This window comes from Streptomyces sp. NPDC006332, assembly GCF_040612855.1.
Classification (GTDB): domain Bacteria; phylum Actinomycetota; class Actinomycetes; order Streptomycetales; family Streptomycetaceae; genus Streptomyces.
Genome location: NZ_JBEXRA010000005.1, coordinates 1 through 19197, shown reverse-complemented (window position 1 = coordinate 19197; position 19197 = coordinate 1). Strand labels below are relative to the sequence as shown.

At 72.1% G+C, this 19197-nt stretch carries 17 protein-coding genes; 9 read left to right on the top strand and 8 right to left on the bottom strand.

Annotated features, from left to right (window positions below; all coding sequences use genetic code 11):
- Positions 1 to 200: 200 nt before the first annotated feature.
- Positions 201 to 1739 (bottom strand): leucyl aminopeptidase, encoded by a 1539-nt coding sequence (locus ABZ027_RS06430; RefSeq protein WP_356764958.1) that lies wholly within the window; start codon positions 1737 to 1739, stop codon positions 201 to 203.
- Between the two features lie 257 nt (positions 1740 to 1996).
- Here ABZ027_RS06430 and ABZ027_RS06425 point away from each other — a divergent pair, with 257 nt between their 5' ends.
- Positions 1997 to 2785, top strand: a complete 789-nt coding sequence (locus tag ABZ027_RS06425; protein ID WP_356764956.1) for an endo alpha-1,4 polygalactosaminidase — start codon at positions 1997 to 1999, stop codon at positions 2783 to 2785.
- An 11-nt stretch (positions 2786 to 2796) separates the two neighbouring features.
- Here ABZ027_RS06425 and ABZ027_RS06420 read toward each other — a convergent pair whose 3' ends face one another.
- Positions 2797 to 3579, bottom strand: a complete 783-nt coding sequence (locus ABZ027_RS06420) for an adenosylcobinamide-GDP ribazoletransferase (RefSeq protein WP_356764954.1) — start codon at positions 3577 to 3579, stop codon at positions 2797 to 2799.
- Between the two features lie 71 nt (positions 3580 to 3650).
- On the opposite strand from ABZ027_RS06420, the gene ABZ027_RS06415 reads away from it, so the two are divergent.
- Positions 3651 to 4403, top strand: coding sequence for a hypothetical protein (locus tag ABZ027_RS06415; protein ID WP_356764952.1), 753 nt, complete (start codon positions 3651 to 3653; stop codon positions 4401 to 4403).
- Here the strand turns inward: ABZ027_RS06415 and ABZ027_RS06410 are convergent.
- The 3 genes from ABZ027_RS06410 to cobT form a co-directional block, all read right to left on the bottom strand.
- On the bottom strand, positions 4355 to 5041 hold the full coding sequence (locus ABZ027_RS06410) for a hypothetical protein (RefSeq protein ID WP_356764950.1): 687 nt from the start codon (positions 5039 to 5041) through the stop codon (positions 4355 to 4357). The two genes, ABZ027_RS06415 and ABZ027_RS06410, sit on opposite strands and share 49 nt — an antisense overlap.
- Positions 5041 to 6888, bottom strand: coding sequence for a phosphatidylglycerol lysyltransferase domain-containing protein (locus ABZ027_RS06405; protein ID WP_356764948.1), 1848 nt, complete (start codon positions 6886 to 6888; stop codon positions 5041 to 5043). Before ABZ027_RS06405 ends, ABZ027_RS06410 begins: the two co-directional genes overlap by 1 nt.
- Before the next feature lie 142 nt (positions 6889 to 7030).
- Entirely contained in the window at positions 7031 to 8233 is a 1203-nt protein-coding gene (cobT, locus tag ABZ027_RS06400) for a nicotinate-nucleotide--dimethylbenzimidazole phosphoribosyltransferase (RefSeq protein WP_356764946.1), read from the bottom strand.
- 138 nt (positions 8234 to 8371) lie between these two features.
- Here cobT and ABZ027_RS06395 point away from each other — a divergent pair, with 138 nt between their 5' ends.
- Entirely contained in the window at positions 8372 to 9082 is a 711-nt protein-coding gene (locus ABZ027_RS06395; RefSeq protein ID WP_356764944.1) for a class I SAM-dependent methyltransferase, read from the top strand.
- On the opposite strand, the gene ABZ027_RS06390 is transcribed toward ABZ027_RS06395, so the two are convergent.
- A complete protein-coding gene (locus ABZ027_RS06390) occupies positions 9071 to 10273 on the bottom strand; it encodes a bifunctional adenosylcobinamide kinase/adenosylcobinamide-phosphate guanylyltransferase (RefSeq protein ID WP_356764942.1) in 1203 nt (400 codons plus the stop codon). The genes ABZ027_RS06395 and ABZ027_RS06390 overlap by 12 nt on opposite strands.
- 280 nt (positions 10274 to 10553) lie before the next feature.
- Between ABZ027_RS06390 and ABZ027_RS06385 the strand changes: the two genes are divergently transcribed.
- Positions 10554 to 10769 carry a hypothetical protein gene (locus ABZ027_RS06385; protein ID WP_356764940.1) on the top strand — a complete coding sequence of 72 codons (216 nt, stop codon included), beginning with the start codon at positions 10554 to 10556 and terminating at the stop codon, positions 10767 to 10769.
- A gap of 125 nt (positions 10770 to 10894) precedes the next feature.
- Here ABZ027_RS06385 and ABZ027_RS06380 read toward each other — a convergent pair whose 3' ends face one another.
- Together ABZ027_RS06380 and ABZ027_RS06375 are read right to left on the bottom strand one after the other, a co-directional pair.
- Positions 10895 to 11596 (bottom strand): methyltransferase domain-containing protein, encoded by a 702-nt coding sequence (locus ABZ027_RS06380; protein ID WP_356764938.1) that lies wholly within the window; start codon positions 11594 to 11596, stop codon positions 10895 to 10897.
- 83 nt (positions 11597 to 11679) lie between these two features.
- Positions 11680 to 12318: a DUF3043 domain-containing protein gene (locus ABZ027_RS06375; protein WP_356765362.1), complete on the bottom strand. Its 639-nt coding sequence runs from the start codon at positions 12316 to 12318 to the stop codon at positions 11680 to 11682.
- A gap of 287 nt (positions 12319 to 12605) precedes the next feature.
- Here ABZ027_RS06375 and ABZ027_RS06370 point away from each other — a divergent pair, with 287 nt between their 5' ends.
- From ABZ027_RS06370 to ABZ027_RS06350, 5 genes are all read left to right on the top strand, one after another.
- Positions 12606 to 13373 (top strand): PspA/IM30 family protein, encoded by a 768-nt coding sequence (locus ABZ027_RS06370; protein ID WP_356765360.1) that lies wholly within the window; start codon positions 12606 to 12608, stop codon positions 13371 to 13373.
- A 61-nt stretch (positions 13374 to 13434) separates the two neighbouring features.
- Positions 13435 to 13713 (top strand): hypothetical protein, encoded by a 279-nt coding sequence (locus ABZ027_RS06365; protein ID WP_356764936.1) that lies wholly within the window; start codon positions 13435 to 13437, stop codon positions 13711 to 13713.
- Between the two features lie 100 nt (positions 13714 to 13813).
- Positions 13814 to 15043, top strand: coding sequence for a sensor histidine kinase (locus ABZ027_RS06360; RefSeq protein ID WP_356764934.1), 1230 nt, complete (start codon positions 13814 to 13816; stop codon positions 15041 to 15043).
- Positions 15040 to 15720: a response regulator transcription factor gene (locus ABZ027_RS06355; RefSeq protein WP_356764932.1), complete on the top strand. Its 681-nt coding sequence runs from the start codon at positions 15040 to 15042 to the stop codon at positions 15718 to 15720. Before ABZ027_RS06360 ends, ABZ027_RS06355 begins: the two co-directional genes overlap by 4 nt.
- A 261-nt stretch (positions 15721 to 15981) precedes the next feature.
- Entirely contained in the window at positions 15982 to 19122 is a 3141-nt protein-coding gene (locus ABZ027_RS06350; RefSeq protein ID WP_356764930.1) for an efflux RND transporter permease subunit, read from the top strand.
- Positions 19123 to 19197: the final 75 nt, after the last annotated feature.

Here is a 19197-nt window from a genome sequence, read left to right as displayed (position 1 = left end):
CGGCTGGTGTCCGGCCGCTCGTTCTTCGGCCCTTCGGTGGGGGCCCTGTCCTGCCGAGCCCCATCTTCGCACCTGTCGCCGGGGAAAGAGACGCCGGGCCGGGCTGTGAGACGCACCACGCTCACGTGAGAGCGCTGACCCGGCTGTCGGGGGTGGCGGGGCCCCGTACTACCCGCACGCGGGGCCCCGCCGACCACGACTCAGCCCAGGTCGCCCGCCGCGGTCAGCTCGGCAAGCCGGACCAGCGTGCGCACGGCCGTGCCCGTACCGCCCTTGGGCGTGTATCCGAACGGGCCGCCCTCGTTGAACGCGGGCCCGGCGATGTCCAGGTGCGCCCAGGTGATCCCCTCGCCCACGAACTCCCGCAGGAACAGTCCGGCGACCAGACCGCCGCCCATCCGCTCACCCATGTTCGCGATGTCGGCGGTGGGGGAGTCCATCCCCTTGCGCAGGTGCTCCGGCAGCGGCATCGGCCAGGCCGGCTCGCCCACCTCCTCGGCGGCCTCGTGCACCGCGGAGCGGAACGCGTCGTCGTTCGCCATGATCCCGAACGTCCGGTTGCCCAGCGCCAGCATCATCGCACCGGTCAGCGTCGCCACGTCCACGATCGCGTCCGGCTTCTCCTGCGACGCCGCCCACAGCGCGTCGGCCAGCACCAGCCGGCCCTCCGCGTCCGTGTTGAGCACCTCCACGGTCTTGCCGCTGTACATGCGCAGCACGTCACCGGGCCGGGTCGCGGAACCCGACGGCATGTTCTCGGCCAGCGCCAGCCAGCCGGTGACATTGACCTCCAGGCCCAGCCGCGCGGCGGCGACGACCGCGGCGAAGACGGCGGCCGCCCCGCTCATGTCGCACTTCATCGTCTCGTTGTGGCCGGCGGGCTTCAGCGAGATGCCGCCCGAGTCGTACGTGATGCCCTTGCCGACGAAGGCCAGGTGCTTCTTCGCCTTGGAGGACGTGTACGACAGCTTCACCAGCCGCGGGCCCGCCGCGGACCCGGCGCCGACCCCGAGGATGCCGCCGTAGCCGCCCTTGACGAGGGCCTTCTCGTCGAGCACCTGCACCTTGATGCCGTGCTCCTTCGCCGCGGTCTGCGCGACGGCGGCGAACGCCTCCGGGTCGAGGTCGTTCGGCGGGGTGTTGATGAGGTCGCGGGCGCGGTTCAGCTCCTCGACCACGGCGGTGGCGCGCTCCAGCGCCGCCTTGTACGCCCGGTCGCGGGACTTGCCGCCGAGCAGCGCGGCCTCGCCAAGTGGCGACCTGCTGTTCTTGGCCTTGGCGCCCCTGCCGGCCGCGCCCCCGTTGTCCTTGTACGCGTCGAAGCGGTACGCGCCGAGCAGCACGCCCTCCGCGACCGCGCCGGCGTCGGCGGCGTCCGCGAGGGGCAGCGCGAACGCGGCCTTCTTCGTGCCGGTGAGGGCCCGGGCCGCGACACCGGCGGCCTTGCGGAGCGCTTCCGCGTCGAACCCGGCGTCCTTCTCGGGCTCGGCACCCAGGCCCACCGCCACCACGAGCGGCGCCTTGAAGCCTGCCGGCGCGGGCAGCTTCGTCACCTCGCCCTCGGCACCGGCGGCGCCGAGAGTCTCCAGGACGCCGGCGAGTTTGCCGTCGTACGCCTTGTCCACGGCCTCGGCGCCCGGTGCGACGACCGGGCCTTCGGCACCCTTGGCAACACCGATCACGATCGCGTCGGCCCGCAGGCCGGGTGCCCCGGCGGTGCTGAGAGTGAGAGCAGTCACGGTGGTGAAATCTCGCTTCCGTTGAAGTGTGCTGTGGCCGAACACGGGTGGGTCGACCGGGCCCGACTAGCGACCCTGGAGCCCTCCTGCGGAACGGTCTCTACAGGGCGGACAGAGCCCCGGCACGAGCCTACGCTCGGGGCCGCGCGTGCTCACACGGGTCCCGGGCTGTCGGCCCGCACGCGGTTCGGGGGAACGAGCCCGCCCCGTAGATCATCCTTGGGGGTACCCAGCCCGCACACTCTGGAGCCCGCCCGGTGAGACGACCCGTCCTGTTCGCAGCCCTGATTCTGCTGCTGACGGCCTGTACGACAGCCCCCGGAAAGGACGTCGGCCGGCAGGCCGGTGGACACTGGCGGCCGCGCCCCGCAGTCGCCTGGCAGTGGCAGCTCACCGGCCGGGTCGACACCGGCGTCGACGTCCCGGTCTACGACATCGATGGCTTCGACCAGTCCGAGGCCACGGTCGCCACGCTGCACGACGAGGGCCGCCGGGTGATCTGCTACCTGTCGACCGGCGCCTGGGAGGACTGGCGGCCCGACGCCGAGAAGTTCCCTCGGTCGGTGCTGGGCGAGGGCAACGGCTGGGAGGGCGAGCGCTGGCTCGACATCCGCCGCACGGACGTCCTCGAGCCGCTGATGGCGGCCCGTATCGACATGTGCCGCGACAAGGGCTTCGACGCGGTGGAGCCGGACAACATGGACGGCTACCGCAACCGCACCGGCTTCCCGCTGAGGGCCGCCGACCAACTCCGCTACAACCGCCTGGTCGCCAGGCTCGCCCACGACCGCGGTCTGGCCGTGGGCCTGAAGAACGACCTCGACCAGATTCCGCAACTGGTGGACGACTTCGACTTCGCGGTCAACGAACAGTGCGCCCAGTACGGGGAATGCGCGGACCTGAAGCCCTTCATCGCGGCGGACAAGGCGGTGTTCCACGTCGAGTACGAACTGCCCACCGACCGCTTCTGCGCCGACTCCCGCCGTCTGAAGCTGAGTTCGATGCTCAAGAAGTACGACCTGGGGGTGTGGCGCGAGGCCTGTTGACACCCCGGTTGTCACCCCAGGGTCAGCACCACGAGCGCGGTGGTCGCCGCCGTCTCCGCGAGCCCTCCGAACACGTCACCCGTCACCCCGCCGAACCGCCGGGTGCAGTGCCGCAGGAGGAGTTCGGCGACCCCGACGGCGATGAGGACCGAGAGCGCGGTGCGGACGATGTCGTACGTCCCGAGGAACGCGCCCGCGCCGGCCGCGACCACGACGGTGCCGAGGGCGGTGAGCAGGGCCGCGCCCGCCGGGACCACGCCCGCGACCGCCGCCCCCAGCCCCTCCGGCCGCGCGGCCGGCACCCCGGCGCGGGCCGCCAGGGTGAGTACGAGGCGGGCGGCGGTCGCCGAGACGACCGCGGCCACCGCGCCCCGGGTCCACGAGTCGCCGTACAGCTGGGAGAGGGCCGCCACCTGCGCGAACAGGACGAGGACGAGGGCGATCACCCCGAAGGGCCCGATGTCCGACTGCTTCATGATCCGCAGGGCGTCCTCGGCGGGCTTGCCGCTGCCGAGCCCGTCCGCCGTGTCCGCGAGCCCGTCGAGATGCAGACCCCGGGTGAGGACGGCGGGCACCGCGACGGTGGCGACGGCGGCGAGGAGGGACGAGGCACCGAGGAGGAGCAGCAGGAGCCCGACGACGGCGGCGAGGCCGCCCAGCACCACTCCGACCAGGGGAGCGCAGAGCATTCCGCCCCGGGCGGCCTGACGGTCCCAGCGGCTCACCCTGACGGGGAGCACACTGAGAGTGCCGAAGGCGAAACGGAAGCCGTCGAGCGGCGGGGCCAGGGACACCCCGGAAGACTAACTAGCCCGGACGCCACGTCCGCCGGGCGGGCCCGCCCGCTGCCCGGAAGACTGGGGGCATGGGCCACTGGCTGCATCGCAACATCGTCGAACCGGGCAAACTCCCGCTGTTGTTGGCCCTGACCGCCTTCGTCCTCACCTTCGCGATCACCCGGGTCGTCACCCGCATGATCAGGGCGGGCAAGGGGCCCTTCGGCAACGTCAGCGCCGGGGGAGTGCACATCCATCACGTGGTCCCCGGTGTCGTCCTCACCGTCCTCGGCGGGTTCGGCGCGGTCGCCAGCAGCCGGTACGGCTTCGGCTCGGGCGCCTTCGCGGTCGTCTTCGGCATCGGCGCGGGCCTGGTCCTGGACGAGTTCGCGCTGATCCTGCACCTCGACGACGTCTACTGGACCGAGGCCGGCCGGCAGAGCGTCGAGGTGGTGGTGCTCACGGCGGCCCTGGTCGGCCTCATGCTCGCCGGGTTCTCGCCGCTCGGCGTCAACGGCATGTCCGACGACGAGCTCCACGACCGCGGCGGCGTCATCTCGACCGTGGCGGTCAACTTCCTCTTCGCCCTGCTGGTGCTGAGCAAGGGCAAGGCCCGGATGGCGATCTTCAGCGTGGTCATCCCGCTGATCGGCCTGGTCGGCGCCATCCGGCTGGCCCGCCCGGGATCCCCCTGGGCCAAGCGCTTCTACCGGAGCCGTCCACGGGCCCGCGCCAGGTCGACCCTGCGTGCCTACCGCCACGACCGCCGCTGGGCGGGACCCCGCCGCAGGCTTCAGGACTTGATCGGCGGCAAGCCGGACCCGGCCGTCGCACGCCGGTGACGCAGGGCCGACACCCCGCACAGCAGCAGGACCACCACGATGGCCGCCAGATGTTCCTTGCCGGCCAGGTTCTCCCGCACCGCCACCTCGGCCACCATCGCGGCGATCACCCCACCTGCGGTGACGTAGGCGCCGTAGCGCCACCCGAGGAACACCGCGAGGCCCACCACAGCCGCCGACGGGCCGGTGTCCACCACGTACGCGTCCGAGCCGGGCAGGCCCAGGGGACGGTCGGGGCCCAGCCGGATGCCGAGGCGCGCGTACAGGGTCCCGGCGAGCGTGGCGGCGTAGGCCAGGGCGAGCGTCCGCCACCGGCCCAGGCAGATCTCGGCGATCCCGAACACCAGCAGGATCTGCGCCAGGGCACCCCACACGGGCAGGTCAAGCGCGGGCACGAACAGGGAGCAAGGGGTGCGCAGCAGCGCCAGCCACAGGGGGTCCGCGGCGCGCACGGCCCCGATGTCCTGCACGAACCGGTAGCCCCACGACTGGTGCTGCAGCATGTGCAGAAGCGCCGTCAGACACACCGCGCCGAGCGTCATCGGGACGGCCCGCCACCCGCGCCCAAGCAGCGGCTCGCGCACGGTGACGTACAACAGCCCCCATTCGGCGCGGGCCCAGCGGACGAGCGTCCTCATCAGGTGGGCCCCGCCTCCGTTCCCGTCGCTGTGGGCTTCGGCAGTCCCGGCGCCTTGAGGAACCCCTCCGCGCGCGCCGACGCGATGCCGATGCGCGGCAGGTCCGCGCTCTTCTCGAAGAGCAGGAACCGCGGCTCCCAGATCGGCCGGTACTTGGCGTTGGCGCGGTACAGCGACTCGATCTGCCACCAGCGCGAGAAGAAGCTGAGCAGCGACCGCCACAGCCTCAGCACCGGTCCGGCACCAAGACGTGCGCCTCGTTCGAAGACCGAACGGAACATCGCGAAGTTGAGCGAGACCTGGGTGACCTGGATCTCGTGGGCGCGGCGCAGGAGTTCGATCACCATGAACTCCATCAGGCCGTTGTCGCAGTCGCGGTCGCGCCGCATGAGGTCGAGGGACAGCCCGTGCGGTCCCCAGGGCACGAAGGACAGCAGGGCCCTCAACTCACCCCGGGCGTCGGTGCACTCGATCATCACGCACCGCCCGTCCCGCGGGTCCCCGAGGCGCCCCAGCGCCATGCTGAACCCGCGTTCGGTGGCCCCGTCCCGCCAGGCGTCGGCGCGTTCCAGCAGACACGTCATCTCGGCGGCCGGAATGTCCTCGTGCCGTCGGACGCGTACCGCGTACCCGGCCCGGCCGACCCGGTTGTGGGCCTGCCGCACGGTCCGCATGGCCCGGCCCTCCAGCGTGAAGTCGGCCACCTCGACGATCGCCTCGTCCCCGAGTTCGAGGGCGTCCAGACCGTGTCGGGCGTACACCGTCCCCGCCTCCTCGCCCGCGCCCATCACCGCCGGGATCCAGCCGTGCGCCCGCGCCTCGGCGAGCCAGGGCCCGATCGCGCCGGGCCAGGCCTCCGGGTCGCCGAGCGGATCACCGGAGGCCAGCGACACCCCGCCGATGACCCGGTACGCCACGGCCGCCTTGCCGGTCGGCGACCAGACGACGCTCTTCTCCCGCCGCAACGCGAAATACCCGAGCGAGTCCCGTTCGCCGTGCCGCTCCAGCAGAGCCCGCAGCCGTTTCTCGTCGTCCTCGGTGAGCGGGTCCACGGCCCGCCGGGAGCGGAAGGCGGCGTACAGGACGGCCAGGACGAGGACCGTGCTGAGCACGTTGACGACGACGTTCACCCAGTTCGGCGGGGCGACTGCGGGGAGGTGGGAGTCGTTTGCGGCGACCGAGACCAGCCGCAGGGCGCCGTAACGCCAGCGCTGGGTGAAGTCGGACGGGCCGGGTGCCTGGTCGGTGACGGTCACCAGCAGCGCCGCGAGCAACGAGGAGACGAGCAGCCCGCCGACCGCGACGGCGGCGGCGAGTCTCGGGTTGGACCGGTCGCCCTTGGCGTAGAACTCCCGCCGCCCGACCAGCAGCGCGGTCACGAAGGCGGCGGTGAGGACGAGCGAGATCCAGTTCTGGGCGTACCGCCGCACCTCCGGGGCCGCCATCGCCAAGGTGAACAGGAGCAGGAACGGCCCGGCCAGCGCCAGGTTCAGGATCCACGCCGCCCGCTTGCGCCGCCCCATGGTGATCGCGAGGAACACCGTGAAGGCACCGGAGGCGAAACCGGCGGTCAGCAAGTACGGCGTGAAGTAGTTCTCCTGGTTGTGCCGCCGCACGTCCTGACCCAGGGACACCCACACCGCACCGAGGAAGTTGACGGACGCGACGGCTCGCAAGTACCACACGGCAAGCCCGGCGGCCCGCCGCGAAGCGGCCGTCGACCGCCGGCCCGCTGTGCTCCCGCGCCGGTCCGGCGTACGCGGTGGGGCTGCCGTACCCGGTCGGGCCGTGGTGCCCGGTGGGGTACGGGGCCGGTCCTGTTCCGAGGCAATTCGGACATCTCCCATGAACGGGGATCATGCCCGTTTTCCACCGCCGTGACCCTCAGCCACGACGACGCCCGGCGCGACGTGGAGCCCGCGACGACGCCGTCGCACAACGGCGCGAGCCCGCGACGGCGCCTGCCCCTCCCCAGCGTCGCGCCGGAGGTTACGCCTCCTTCTCGGGCGGCACGTCTTTCGCCTGCGCCCCGTCCTCCTCCAGTACCCCGTCATTCTCAAGCACCCCGTCCTTCTCCAGCACCCCGGAGTCCTCCAGTGCCCCGGACTCCTCCGGCTCCTCAGGCGCCTCCGGCTTCTCCGGCTTCTCCGGCTTCTCGGGAAGCTCCGCCGCCAGCGCCGCCGCGGCCTGCACCAGCGGCAGCGCCAACAGCGCCCCCGCGCCCTCGCCGACGGTCACGCCGTGGTCCAGCAGGGGCTCCAGCGCCATCCGGTCCAGCGCCTTCGCCTGCCCCGGCTCCCCGCTGCTGTGCCCGGCCAGCCACCAGTCCGGCGCCCGGAACGCGATCCGCTGGCCCACCAGCGCGCACGCGGCCACCACGACCCCGTCCAGGATCACCGGCAGCTTGCGCACCGCGCTCTGCAGCAGGAACCCGGTGATCGCGGCGAGGTCCGCTCCGCCCACCGTCGCCAGCAACCGCAACTGCTCCCCGAGCACCGGCCGGGCCCGCCGCAGCGCGTCCCGGATCGCCGCGCACTTGCGCATCCACGCCAGGTCGTCGATCGCCAGGCCGCCCCGCCCGGTCACCACGGACGCGTCGGTCCCGCACAGCGCGGCGATCAGCACGCCCGCCGCCGTGGTGCCGCCCACGCTCACATCGCCGAGCACCACCAGATCCGTACCGGAGTCGGCCTCCTCGTCGGCCACCGCCACCCCGGCACGGAACGCGGCCTCCGCCTCCTCCAGGGTCAGCGCGTCCTCGATGTCGATGCGCCCGCTGCCGCGCCGTACCCGGTGCCGCGTGACGTCGCCGGGCAGGGCATCCGGCGCACAGTCCAGCGCCATGTCGATCACCCGTACCGGCACCCCGAGCCGCCGCGCGAGCACCGACACCGGACGGCCGCCCTCCAGGACCTCCCGCACCAACTCCGCCGCAGTGCCCGCGGGTCGGGCCGAGACGCCCAGTTCGGCGATCCCGTGGTCCCCGGCGAACAGCACGACCCGCGGCTGTTCGATCGTGCGTACCGGCACGGCGGCCTGGGCCGCGGCCAGCCACTCACCCAGGTCGTCGAGGCGGCCCAGTGCTCCGGGCGGCACGATCTGACGTTCCCGGCGCGCCTCGGCGTCGCGGCGCACACCACCGTCGGGGCGCTCGATCAGATCGGTGAAGTCGTCGAGATTAAGCGAGCTCATTCGCCGAACAGTACCGGCCGCGATCGAACGGGACGGCGGCATGTCGCCACGACGACGGGGCGACGTCGTTGCGCTCCAGATCGCCATCCCATACGTTCCGTTTTGCAGCGGATTGTCATACGTCCCTGGGAGCCGCCCATGCCCGCACTGTCCGCCCTCTCCACGCGGCGTCTGCGCTCCATCGCCCGGGCGATACTGCCGTTCCCCGAGCCCGAGAGCTGGCTGGACGTGGGCACGGGCGAGGCCCGTTTCCCGAAGGCGGCGAAGGAGTTCTTCCCGTACACGTCCTTCGACGGCCTGGACGCCACGCCCCGGGTCGAGCAGGCCCGGCGCGCCGAGCGCGTCGAGGAGGCCCACGTGGGCCTGCTGACGGACCCGCGGATCACGACCCGGCTGCGCGCCCGCTACGACGTGGTCAGCATGCTCCACCACCTGCCGCACACCCAGGACCCCCGCGACGAACTCCAGGCGGCCGTGGCCGTCCTGCGTCCCGGCGGTCATCTCCTGCTCGAAGCCCCCGACCCGCAGAGCGCGTTCGCCGCGCTGCTCGGCGAACGGTGGCTGCCACGGGCCCACCGGTTCCGGCTGCTGTCCCTGGACGACCTGTGCGCGGAACTGGAGTCCCAGGGCTGCGCGATCGTCCGGACGGACCGCCGGGTCGCGCACCTCCCCGACGACCTGTCGGCAGCGCTGTCCCTGTCCCTGCCCGGGTTCCTGCCCCCCTGGGTGACCAGACCCCTGGTGGCCACGGCCAGGGCGCTGGACCACGCCTTGGCCCCGCTGCTCGGACTCACCCGTTTCGCCAACGCCTACCGGCTCATCGCCCGCCGCGAGGCGTCAACCCCGTAGCACCAGCGCCTGACCCGCGACCACCAGCAGTACCTGCTCGCACTCGTTCGCGAACGCCGCGTTCAGCCGCCCGAGTTCGTCCCGGTAACGCCGCCCCGACGCGGTGGCCGGCACGATCCCCGAGCCCACCTCGTTCGACACCGCGACCACGGTCCGCCCGGTGGCGCGGACCGCCTCCGTCAACTCCCGTACCCGCGCCCGCAACGCCCGTTCGCCACCGTCGGCCCACTGGGCGTCGTCCCACGCCCCGACGGCGTCCATCGCGTCCGTCAGCCACAGCGACAGACAGTCGACGAGCAACGGCGGCCCGTCCTCCTCCAACAGCGGCACCAGGTCGCAGGTCTCCGCCGTACGCCACGACCCCGGCCGCCGTTCCCGGTGCGCGGCGACCCGGGCCGCCCACTCGCCGTCCTCTTTGCGGGTTCCGCCGGTCGCGACATACAGCACGTCCGGAAACGCCTCCAGCCGCCGCTCGGCCTCCACCGACTTGCCCGACCGGGCACCGCCCAGCACCAGGGTCCGCCGCGGCACATCCGGTACGTCCTCGTACACGCCCACCGCCAGAGTCGTCCCGTCCGGCACCGCCCGCGCCCCCGCCGCGGCCAGCCGGCGCCGCATCTCGGGCCCCGGCGGCGCGTCGTGGTCGAGGTGCACGGCGACCACGTCCGTCGTGGGTCCGACCGCCCCCACCGCCCGCAGCCGCGCCAGGGCGTCCGGCCGACCCACGACATCCGCGACCACCATGTCGTACGTCTCCGTGGCGCCCTCCGCGAGGCCGGCGGGCGCGCCCCCGGGCGGCAGGTACAGCAGTCGCTGCCCGTCCGGCCCGGCCACCGCGTACCCGGTGCCCGGCGCGTCCATCGCGACCGCCCGTACCCGATGCCCCGTCAGCAGCGCCAACTCCCGCCCGTCCGGCACCCGTCCGGGCTGCGGGAGGCCCGCCGGCACCTCGACCGCCGGCCCGTCGTGCGGATGCGACAGCAGCACCTGCCGTACCCGGCCCAGCGAATGCCCCGCCCGGGCCGCCGCGAACGCCGCACCGGGTGTCAGATCCAGCAGCAGCGTCCCGTCCACGAGCACCGCGGTGGCCGCCCGGGCGGCCGCACCGAGGGCGGTGGCGCACACAGCGCAGGGGCAGTCGGGGCGGGGGAGCCCCTCAGGGGCGCCGGTACCGAGCAGAGTCGCTTCCACGGCCCCGATTCTCGCCGGTCGCCGCTGCTCGTGCGCGCCCGAGTCCCCCGAGGGGCGCGGGATCCTCCCGGCCGGGGCCCCGCCGGGCGGCGCGAGCGCTCCCCATCGGGCTCTCAGCAGCCCTCACCGGCACCCATGGGCCGCCCGGCCCGCACCGCCCCCGCGGCACGGACCTCCCCCCGTTCTTCACAGTTGACCCAGCGGAGCGAATAGGCTGCGGAGAGGAGCCGGACCAAGATCCGGCTTCTGCTCTGCTGGTGCTCAGACGTGGGAGGCGTACATGGCGGCATGGACGTGGCGATTCGAGAAGGCCGACGGGGCGGAGGTCCAGCCCGCGGTGCAGCCGGAGGAATTCACCACGCAGGGGGACGCCGAGTCCTGGCTCGGGGAGTACTGGAAGGACCTGCTGGCCGGCGGCGCGGAACAGGTACGGCTGTTCGAGGAGGCCGCGGAGATCTATGGGCCGATGAGCCTGCGCGCGGCGGAAGAGGCGTAGGCCTCTCGTTTGGATCACGCCGGGCTCGCGGGCCCAGGTCCTGCCTGGCGGGACCGGGGCGGCCGTGCGCCGGTCGCCCCGTCTCGGAGTTCGCCGGGGTCAGGTCCCCGGCGGCCCGGGTCGGCTCAGCCGCGCACTCCGCACAGGTGCAGCAGGGCGGCCACTCCGCGGTACGGGTCCGAGCGCCCCGCCCGTTCCTCGACCGCGAGGAGGGCCGACAGGTCGGCCGGGACCTCGGCCCCGTCCTCGGCCGTGTCCGTGAAGACCCGGACGCCGTACCAGGCCTGCAAGGGCGCCCCGATGCCGGCGAGCGTCGCGGTCAGCGTCTCCAGCCGGTCGGCCCGGACGCCGAGGCCCAGCCGGTTGACGTAGGCGGTGGTGTCGAAGGCGGTGAGCGCCGCGGTCCAGTCCCCGGTCAGTCCCGGCCGCATCGCCAGCGCGTTCCCGTTGCGCACCAGGAGTGACAGCAGTCCGCCCGGGGCGAGCATCCGGGCCAGCCCCGCCAGCAGCGGATCCGGCTCCTCGACGTACATCAGCACGCCGTGGCACAGCACCACGTCGAAACTGCCCGGTAGGAAGTGCACCCCGGTGTCCCGGCCGTCGCTCTGGACGAGCCGGACCCGCGCCCGGATCCCCTCAGGCTCGGCGGCGAGGGCCTCCCGGGCGGCAGAGATCATCGTGTGGTCCTGCTCGACCCCGGTGACCTTGTGCCCGGCCCGGGCCAGCCGCAGCGCCTGCGTGCCCTGACCCATCCCGACGTCGAGCACCCGCAGCCGCTGCCCCACCGGGAACCGCCCGGCTATCTGCTCGTCGAGCTGCCGGGTCACCAGCTCCTGTCGTACGACATCCCGCAGCCCGCCCAGCGTGTTCAGCCAGGCATCCGCCGCGCCCCCGGTGAACGGCGTCGTGCTCAGGGCCGCTCTCCACGCTTGACCTGCGGCTTGGGCAGCCGGAGCCGGCGCATCTGGAGGGAACGCATCAGCGCGTAGGCGACCGCGCCCCGGCGGCTCTGGTCAGGGAAGCGCTCGGCCAGCCGCTTCTTCAGGCGGAAGCCCGTGAGGATCGAGTCGAGCACGATCAGGACGATCACGACCAGCCACAGCAGCAGCGCGATGCTCTGCAGCGAACCCACCCGCACCATGCTCAGCACGAGGATGACCACGGCCATCGGCAGGAAGAACTCCGCCACGTTGAACCGCGAGTCGATGTAGTCGCGGGCGAACTTGCGCACGGGGCCCTTGTCACGCGCGGGCAGGTACCGCTCGTCGCCGGTGGCCAGCGCCTGGCGCTGCCGGTCCATCTGCGCCCGGCGCTCGTCGCGCTGACGCTTGCTGGCCTCCTTGCGTGAGGTCGGCGTGTTGGCCACGCTGCGGCGCACCGACTGGGCCTCACTCCGCTTGGGTGTGGGCCGGCCCTTCGGGGCCTGCGGGTCACGGGTCTGCTTGGAGTCGGTCAGCGACGCCTTGGCGGCGGCGGGGGCCTTCTCATCCTTCGCACGGCTACGGAACACAAAACCCAAGGGTACGGGGTGCACACGTGTGGGCCCCAGCCCGGTGGGGAACGATCCGGCAACACCAGTCGTCTGTACAGGGGACAGAAGGGGACGTCGGGGACCCGGTACTCACCCGGTGACCCGGTGCCCACCCTGAAAGTCACCTACTCCCTACGCGGGAGCGGGGCCTGGCGCAGTCGTCCTTGGGGATGAGCGCATCAGTCCCTGAACAGTGCGGTAATGGATGCAGGGCCCGTACTGTGGGTTCTGTCGCAGCAGCTGAGCTGGAGTCCGTCAGAAGGGGGCGCGCGAAGCCCATGAGCGGTGTCATGAAGCGTATGGGGATGATCTTCCGCGCGAAGGCGAACAAGGCCCTTGACCGGGCCGAGGACCCGCGCGAAACCCTCGATTACTCGTACCAGAAGCAGCTGGAGCTGCTGCAGAAGGTGCGCCGTGGAGTCGCCGACGTGGCGACCAGCCGCAAGCGACTGGAACTCCAGCTGAACCAGCTGCAGTCGCAGTCGTCCAAGCTGGAGGAGCAGGGCCGCAAGGCGCTGGCGCTGGGCCGCGAGGACCTGGCCCGTGAGGCGCTCTCCCGTCGCGCCGCGCTCCAGCAGCAGGTGACCGACCTGGAGACCCAGCACTCCACGCTGCAGGGCGAGGAGGAGAAGCTCACCCTGGCGGCCCAACGGCTGCAGGCCAAGGTCGACGCCTTCCGCACCAAGAAGGAGACGATCAAGGCCACGTACACGGCGGCCCAGGCGCAGACCCGGATCGGCGAGGCGTTCTCCGGCATTTCCGAGGAGATGGGCGACGTCGGCCTGGCCATCCAGCGTGCCGAGGACAAGACGGCGCAGCTCCAGGCCCGGGCGGGAGCGATCGACGAACTCCTCGCCTCCGGCGCCCTCGACGACCAGTCCGGCATGCACAAGGACGACATCCAGGCCGAGCTGGACCGGCTCTCCGGTGGTACGGATGTAGAGCTGGAGCTGCAGCGCATGAAGGCGGAGCTGGCCGGTGGCACCTCGGGGCAGCAGGCCATCGAAGGTGGCACGAGCCAGCAGCAGACCCAGCAGCAGCCGCAGGACACCCCGCGCTTCGACAAGCAGTGACAGCGAGACCAAGCACGGACAGCAGTGACGGGCAGTAGGGCCCACGCCTGAGGAGGGCGACATGATCGTACGGATCATGGGGGAGGGGCAGGTGAGGCTGGCCGACAGCCACCTCACCGAACTGAACACGCTGGACGACGAGCTCCTGGCCGAAATGGAGAACGGCGACGGCCCCGGCTTCCGCCGCACCCTGGAAGCCCTGCTGTCCAAGGTCCGCGAACTGGGCGAGCCGCTCCCCGACGACTTCCTGGAGCCGTCGGAACTCATCCTCCCGTCGCAGGACGCAACCCTGGAGGACGTACGGGAACTGCTGAGCGACGACGGACTGATCCCCGGCTGAGCCCCCACCGCACACCCCCGCGCCGACACCTGAAGCGGGCGGGAAACGTACAGGTGGCCCCCGTTCCGCCGCCGCGAGGGCACCCGTACCGTTGGCAGACGTGAGCACCCTCGACCGCGCCCGGCGTCACCTGAAGGCGCACCCCCTGACGCTGGACGCGGCCATCGCCGCCGGCGTCCTCGTCTGCATGGTGGCCGGCTCGTTCGTGGACCCGCACGGAGAGCACGGCGTCAGCTGGGGCGTCCGCACCCCCGACCCGCTGAGCCTGGTCCTCATCGCCTTCGCTTCCGTGGCCCTGGTGTTCCGCCGCCGAGCCCCCATGACGGTCCTCGCCCTCACCGGAACCTTCTCCCTCGTCGAGGCCGTCACCAGCGACCCCCGTGCCCCCGTCGCCATGTCCGCGGTGATCGCCCTCTACACCGTCGCCGCCACCACGGACCGCTCCACCACCTGGCGCGCCGGCCTTCTCACCATGACCGTCCTCACCGGCGCCTCCATGCTCGCCGGCCCGCTGCCCTGGTACGCCCAGGAGAACCTCGCGATCTTCGCCTGGACCGGCATCGGCGCCACCGCCGGCGACGCGGTCCGCAGCCGCCGCGCCTTCATCCACGCCATCAGGGAGCGCGCCGAACGGGCCGAGCGCACCCGCGAGGAGGAGGCCCGCCGCCGGGTCGCCGAGGAACGCCTGCGCATCGCCCGTGACCTGCACGACGTCGTCGCCCACCACATCGCCCTGGTCAACGTCCAGGCCGGGGTCGCCGCCCACGTCATGGACAAGCGGCCCGACCAGGCCAAGGAGGCGCTGGCCCACGTACGGGAGGCCAGCCGCTCCGCGCTCAACGAACTGCGCGCCACCGTCGGCCTGTTGCGCCAGTCCGGGGACCCGGAGGCGCCGACCGAACCCGCTCCCGGCCTGGACCGGCTCGACGAACTCGTCGGCACCTTCCGCAGCGCCGGACTGCGGGTCGAGGTCGCCCGCGCCGACCACGGCACCACCCTGCCCGCCGCCGTCGGTCTGGCCGCCTACCGGATCGTGCAGGAGGCCCTCACCAACGTCCAGAAGCACGCCGGGACGGAGGCGAAGGCGGAGGTCAGCGTCGTCCGGGTGGGACCCGACATCGAGATCACCGTCCTCGACGACGGGAAGGGCGAGGACGGCGACCCGCAGACCGGCGGCGGCCATGGACTGCTCGGCATGCGGGAGCGGGTGACCGCCCTGCGCGGCACCCTCACCACCGGTCCCCGCTACGGCGGCGGTTTCCGGGTCCATGCGATCCTGCCGGTCAAGACCCGCACCGCCGTCACCCAGAGCCCGGGGGATCCCGTATGACCATCCGTGTCCTGCTCGCCGACGACCAGGCCCTGCTGCGCAGCGCCTTCCGGGTACTCGTCGACTCCGAGCCCGACATGGAGGTGGTGGGTGAGGCGTCCGACGGAGCGGAGGCCGTCCGACTGACCCGGCAGGAGCGCGCCGACGTCGTCCTGATGGACATCCGGATGCCCGGCACGGACGGCCTCGCGGCCACCCGCATGATCAGTGCCGACGCCTCCCTCGCCCATGTCCGCGTGGTCATCCTGACCACCTTCGAGGTCGACGACTACGTCGTGCAGTCGCTGCGCGCGGGCGCCTCCGGGTTCCTCGGCAAGGGTTCCGAACCCGACGAACTCCTCAGCGCCATCCGGGTCGCCGCGGGCGGCGAGGCCCTCTTGTCCCCGGCGGCCACCAAGGGGCTGATCGCCCGCTTCCTCGCCCAGGGCGACGCGGACGAGGACCGCGACCCCGCCCGCGCACAGCGCCTCGCCGCGCTCACCGGGCGGGAGCGCGAGGTGCTCGTCCAGGTCGCCGGCGGGCACTCCAACGACGAGATCGCGGAACGGCTGGAGGTCAGCCCGCTCACCGTGAAGACGCACGTCAACCGGGCCATGGCCAAGCTGGGCGCCCGGGACCGGGCCCAACTGGTGGTGATCGCGTACGAGTCGGGCCTGGTACGTCCAAGGGTGGAGTGAGCTCGACCTCGCCGTACTGCGCGCGGAGTATGCGCCGTATAAGGAACGGGACCTGGGGCCTACGGATCGGCACCCTCGCATGGCACAGGGTTGAGGGGGTGTTTCGAAAGTCCCGCACAGCACCCACGGCGCCCGGCACGCACCCTCGCCGCACCGGACACCGCGGGCACCGCACAGGACTTTCGAAACACCCCCTAGGGGCGGGCGCTCACATGTGCGGCCGCTTGAACTTCTGCCGCTCCAGAAGAGAGACCCCCACCCATGTCCTGGCTGTCGAGATTCAGCCTCGCGCAACGGGCCCTGATAGGCCTGATGTCCATCATCGCGCTCGCCTTCGGGGCGATCGCGATCCCGCAGCTGAAGCAGCAGCTGCTGCCCACCATCGAACTGCCGGTCGTGTCGGTGCTGGCGCCCTACCAGGGCGCGGCTCCCGACGTCGTGGAGAAGCAGGTCGTCGAGCCCCTCGAGGACAGCCTGGAGGCCGTCGACGGCATCTCGTCCGTCACCTCCACGGCGAGCGAGGGCAACGCCCTGATCATGGCGTCCTTCGACTACGGCACCGGCACCGCGCAGCTGGTCGCCGACGTCCAGCAGGCCGTCAACCGGGCCCGCGTCCAGCTCCCCGACGACGTGGACCCGCAGGTCGTCGCCGGGTCGACGGACGACATCCCGACCGTGGTCCTCGCCGTCACCTCCGACCAGGACCAGCAGGCCCTGTCCGACCGGCTCGACCGGACCGTCGTACCGGATCTGAAGGACATCGACGGCGTCGGTCAGGTCACCGTCGACGGCGTACGGGACCTCCAGGTCACCGTCACCCCCGACGACGCGAAGCTGGCGAAGGCGGGGCTGACCTCGCAGGACCTCTCGCAGGCGCTCCAGGCGGGCGGCGCGACCGTCCCGGCCGGGTCCTTCGACGAGGACGGCGGCAACCGCACCGTCCAGGTGGGCGGCGGCTTCACCTCGCTGAAGCAGATCCAGGACCTGATGGTCACGGGCCAGGGCGGCAAGAAGCCCGTACGTCTCGCCGACGTGGCCACGGTCGAGCAGCAGCAGGCCGTCGCCGACTCCATCACCCGCACGAACGGCAGGCCGAGCCTCGCGGTCACCGTCACCATGGACCACGACGGCAGCGCGGTCGCCATCTCCGACGCGGTCCAGGACAAGCTGTCCGACATGCGCAAGGACCTCGGTTCCGGGGCCACCGTCACGGTCGTCAGCGACCAGGGCCCGGCCGTCTCCAAGGCCATCGAGGGCCTGACCACCGAGGGCGCCCTCGGTCTGCTCTTCGCGGTCCTCGTCATCCTGGTCTTCCTGGCGTCGATCCGCTCGACGCTGGTCACGGCGGTGAGCATCCCGCTCTCCGTGGTCCTGGCGCTGATCGTGCTGTGGACCCGTGACCTGTCCCTGAACATGCTCACGCTGGGCGCGCTGACCATCGCCATCGGCCGGGTCGTCGACGACTCGATCGTCGTGCTGGAGAACATCAAGCGTCACCTCGGCTACGGCGAGGAACGGCAGGACGCCATCCTGAAGGCGGTCCGTGAGGTGGCCGGCGCGGTGACGTCCTCGACGCTCACCACCGTCGCGGTCTTCCTCCCGATCGGCCTGGTCGGCGGCATGGTGGGCGAGCTGTTCGGCTCGTTCAGCCTGACCGTCACGGCGGCCCTGCTGGCCTCCCTGCTGGTGTCGCTGACGGTCGTCCCGGTCCTGTCGTACTGGTTCCTGCGGGTCCCCAAGGGCACCCCCGAGGACGCCGAGGAAGCCCGCCGCCAGGCCGAGGAGAAGGAGGCGAGGAGCAGGCTCCAGCGCCTCTACGTCCCGGTCCTCAAGTTCGCCACCCGGCGCCGTCTGACCAGCCTGGCGCTCGCCGCCGTCATTCTGGTCGGCACCTTCGGCATGGCACCGCTGCTGAAGACGAACTTCTTCGACCAGGGCGAGCAGGAAGTCCTCACCGTCAAGCAGGAGTTGAAGCCCGGCGCGAGCCTGGCCGCGACCGACGCCCAGGCGAAGAAGGTCGAGAAGCTGCTCTCCGCCACCAAGGGCGTGAAGGACTACCAGGTCACCATCGGCTCCTCCGGTTTCCTGGCGGCCTTCGGCGGAGGCACGGACACCAACCAGGCGTCGTACCAGGTGATGCTGAACGACTCGGCGTCGTTCGACGACGTGCAGAGCGCCATCGAGGACGGCCTGCACAAGCTGTCCGGCATCGGCACCACCACGGTCGCCGCCGGTGACGGCTTCAGCAGCCAGGACCTGAGCGTGGTCGTCAAGGCCGCCGACGCGAACGTCCTGCGCGAGGCCTCGGAGGAGGTCCGCAAGACCGTGGCGGGCCTGGACGACGTCACGGACGTCACCAGCGACCTCTCGCAGAGCGTCCCGCGCATCTCGGTCAAGGCCAACTCCAAGGCGGCGGCGGCCGGTTTCAACGACCAGACCCTCGGCGCGGCCGTCGGCCAGGCCGTCCGCGGCACCACGGCCGCCAAGGCGATCCTGGACGACACGGAGCGGGACGTCGTCATCAGGTCGGCGAAGCCGGCCCGGACGCTGGACCAGCTGCGGAACCTGCGGCTGGGTCCGGTGGAGCTGGGTGACATCGCGGACGTGAAGCTGGTCGACGGCCCGGTCGCGATGACCCGCATCGACGGTCAGCGCGCCGCGACCATCACGGCGAAGCCGACCGGCGACAACACGGGCGCGGTGAGCGCGGACCTGACGTCCAAGCTGGACTCGCTCAAGCTGCCGGCGGGCGCCACGGCCGAGATCGGCGGGGTCTCCCAGGACCAGGACGACGCGTTCAAGAACCTGGCCCTGGCGATGCTCGCGGCCATCGCGATCGTGTTCATGCTCCTGGTCGCGACCTTCCGCTCGCTGGCCCAGCCGCTGATCCTGCTGGTGTCCATCCCGTTCGCGGCGACCGGCGCGATCGGTCTGCTGGTGGCGACGGGCACCCCGATGGGCGTCCCCGCGATGATCGGCATGCTGATGCTCATCGGCATCGTGGTCACCAACGCGATCGTGCTGATCGACCTGATCAACCAGTACCGACAGCGGGGATACGGCGTCGTCGAGGCGGTCGTCGAAGGGGGCCGCCACCGGCTGCGCCCGATCCTGATGACGGCCCTGGCCACGATCTTCGCGCTGCTCCCGATGGCCCTCGGCGTCACCGGCCAGGGTGGCTTCATCGCCCAGCCGCTCGCGGTGGTCGTGATCGGCGGCCTGGTCACGTCGACCCTGCTCACCCTGCTGCTGGTCCCGACGCTGTACGCGATGCTGGAGCTCCGCAAGGAGCGCCGGGCGAAGAAGCGGGCGGCGAAGCGGGCGAAGAAGGCGGGAGCGCCGGACCAGTCGGCCGCCGAGTCCGCCGATTCCTCGGACGAGCCGGAGACCGCGTCCGTGTGACGCACCGGTCCATGGCGGCCGGGCACCGAACCCTACGGTCGCGTCCTCAAGGCTCAACAGCATCTAGAACTCCCC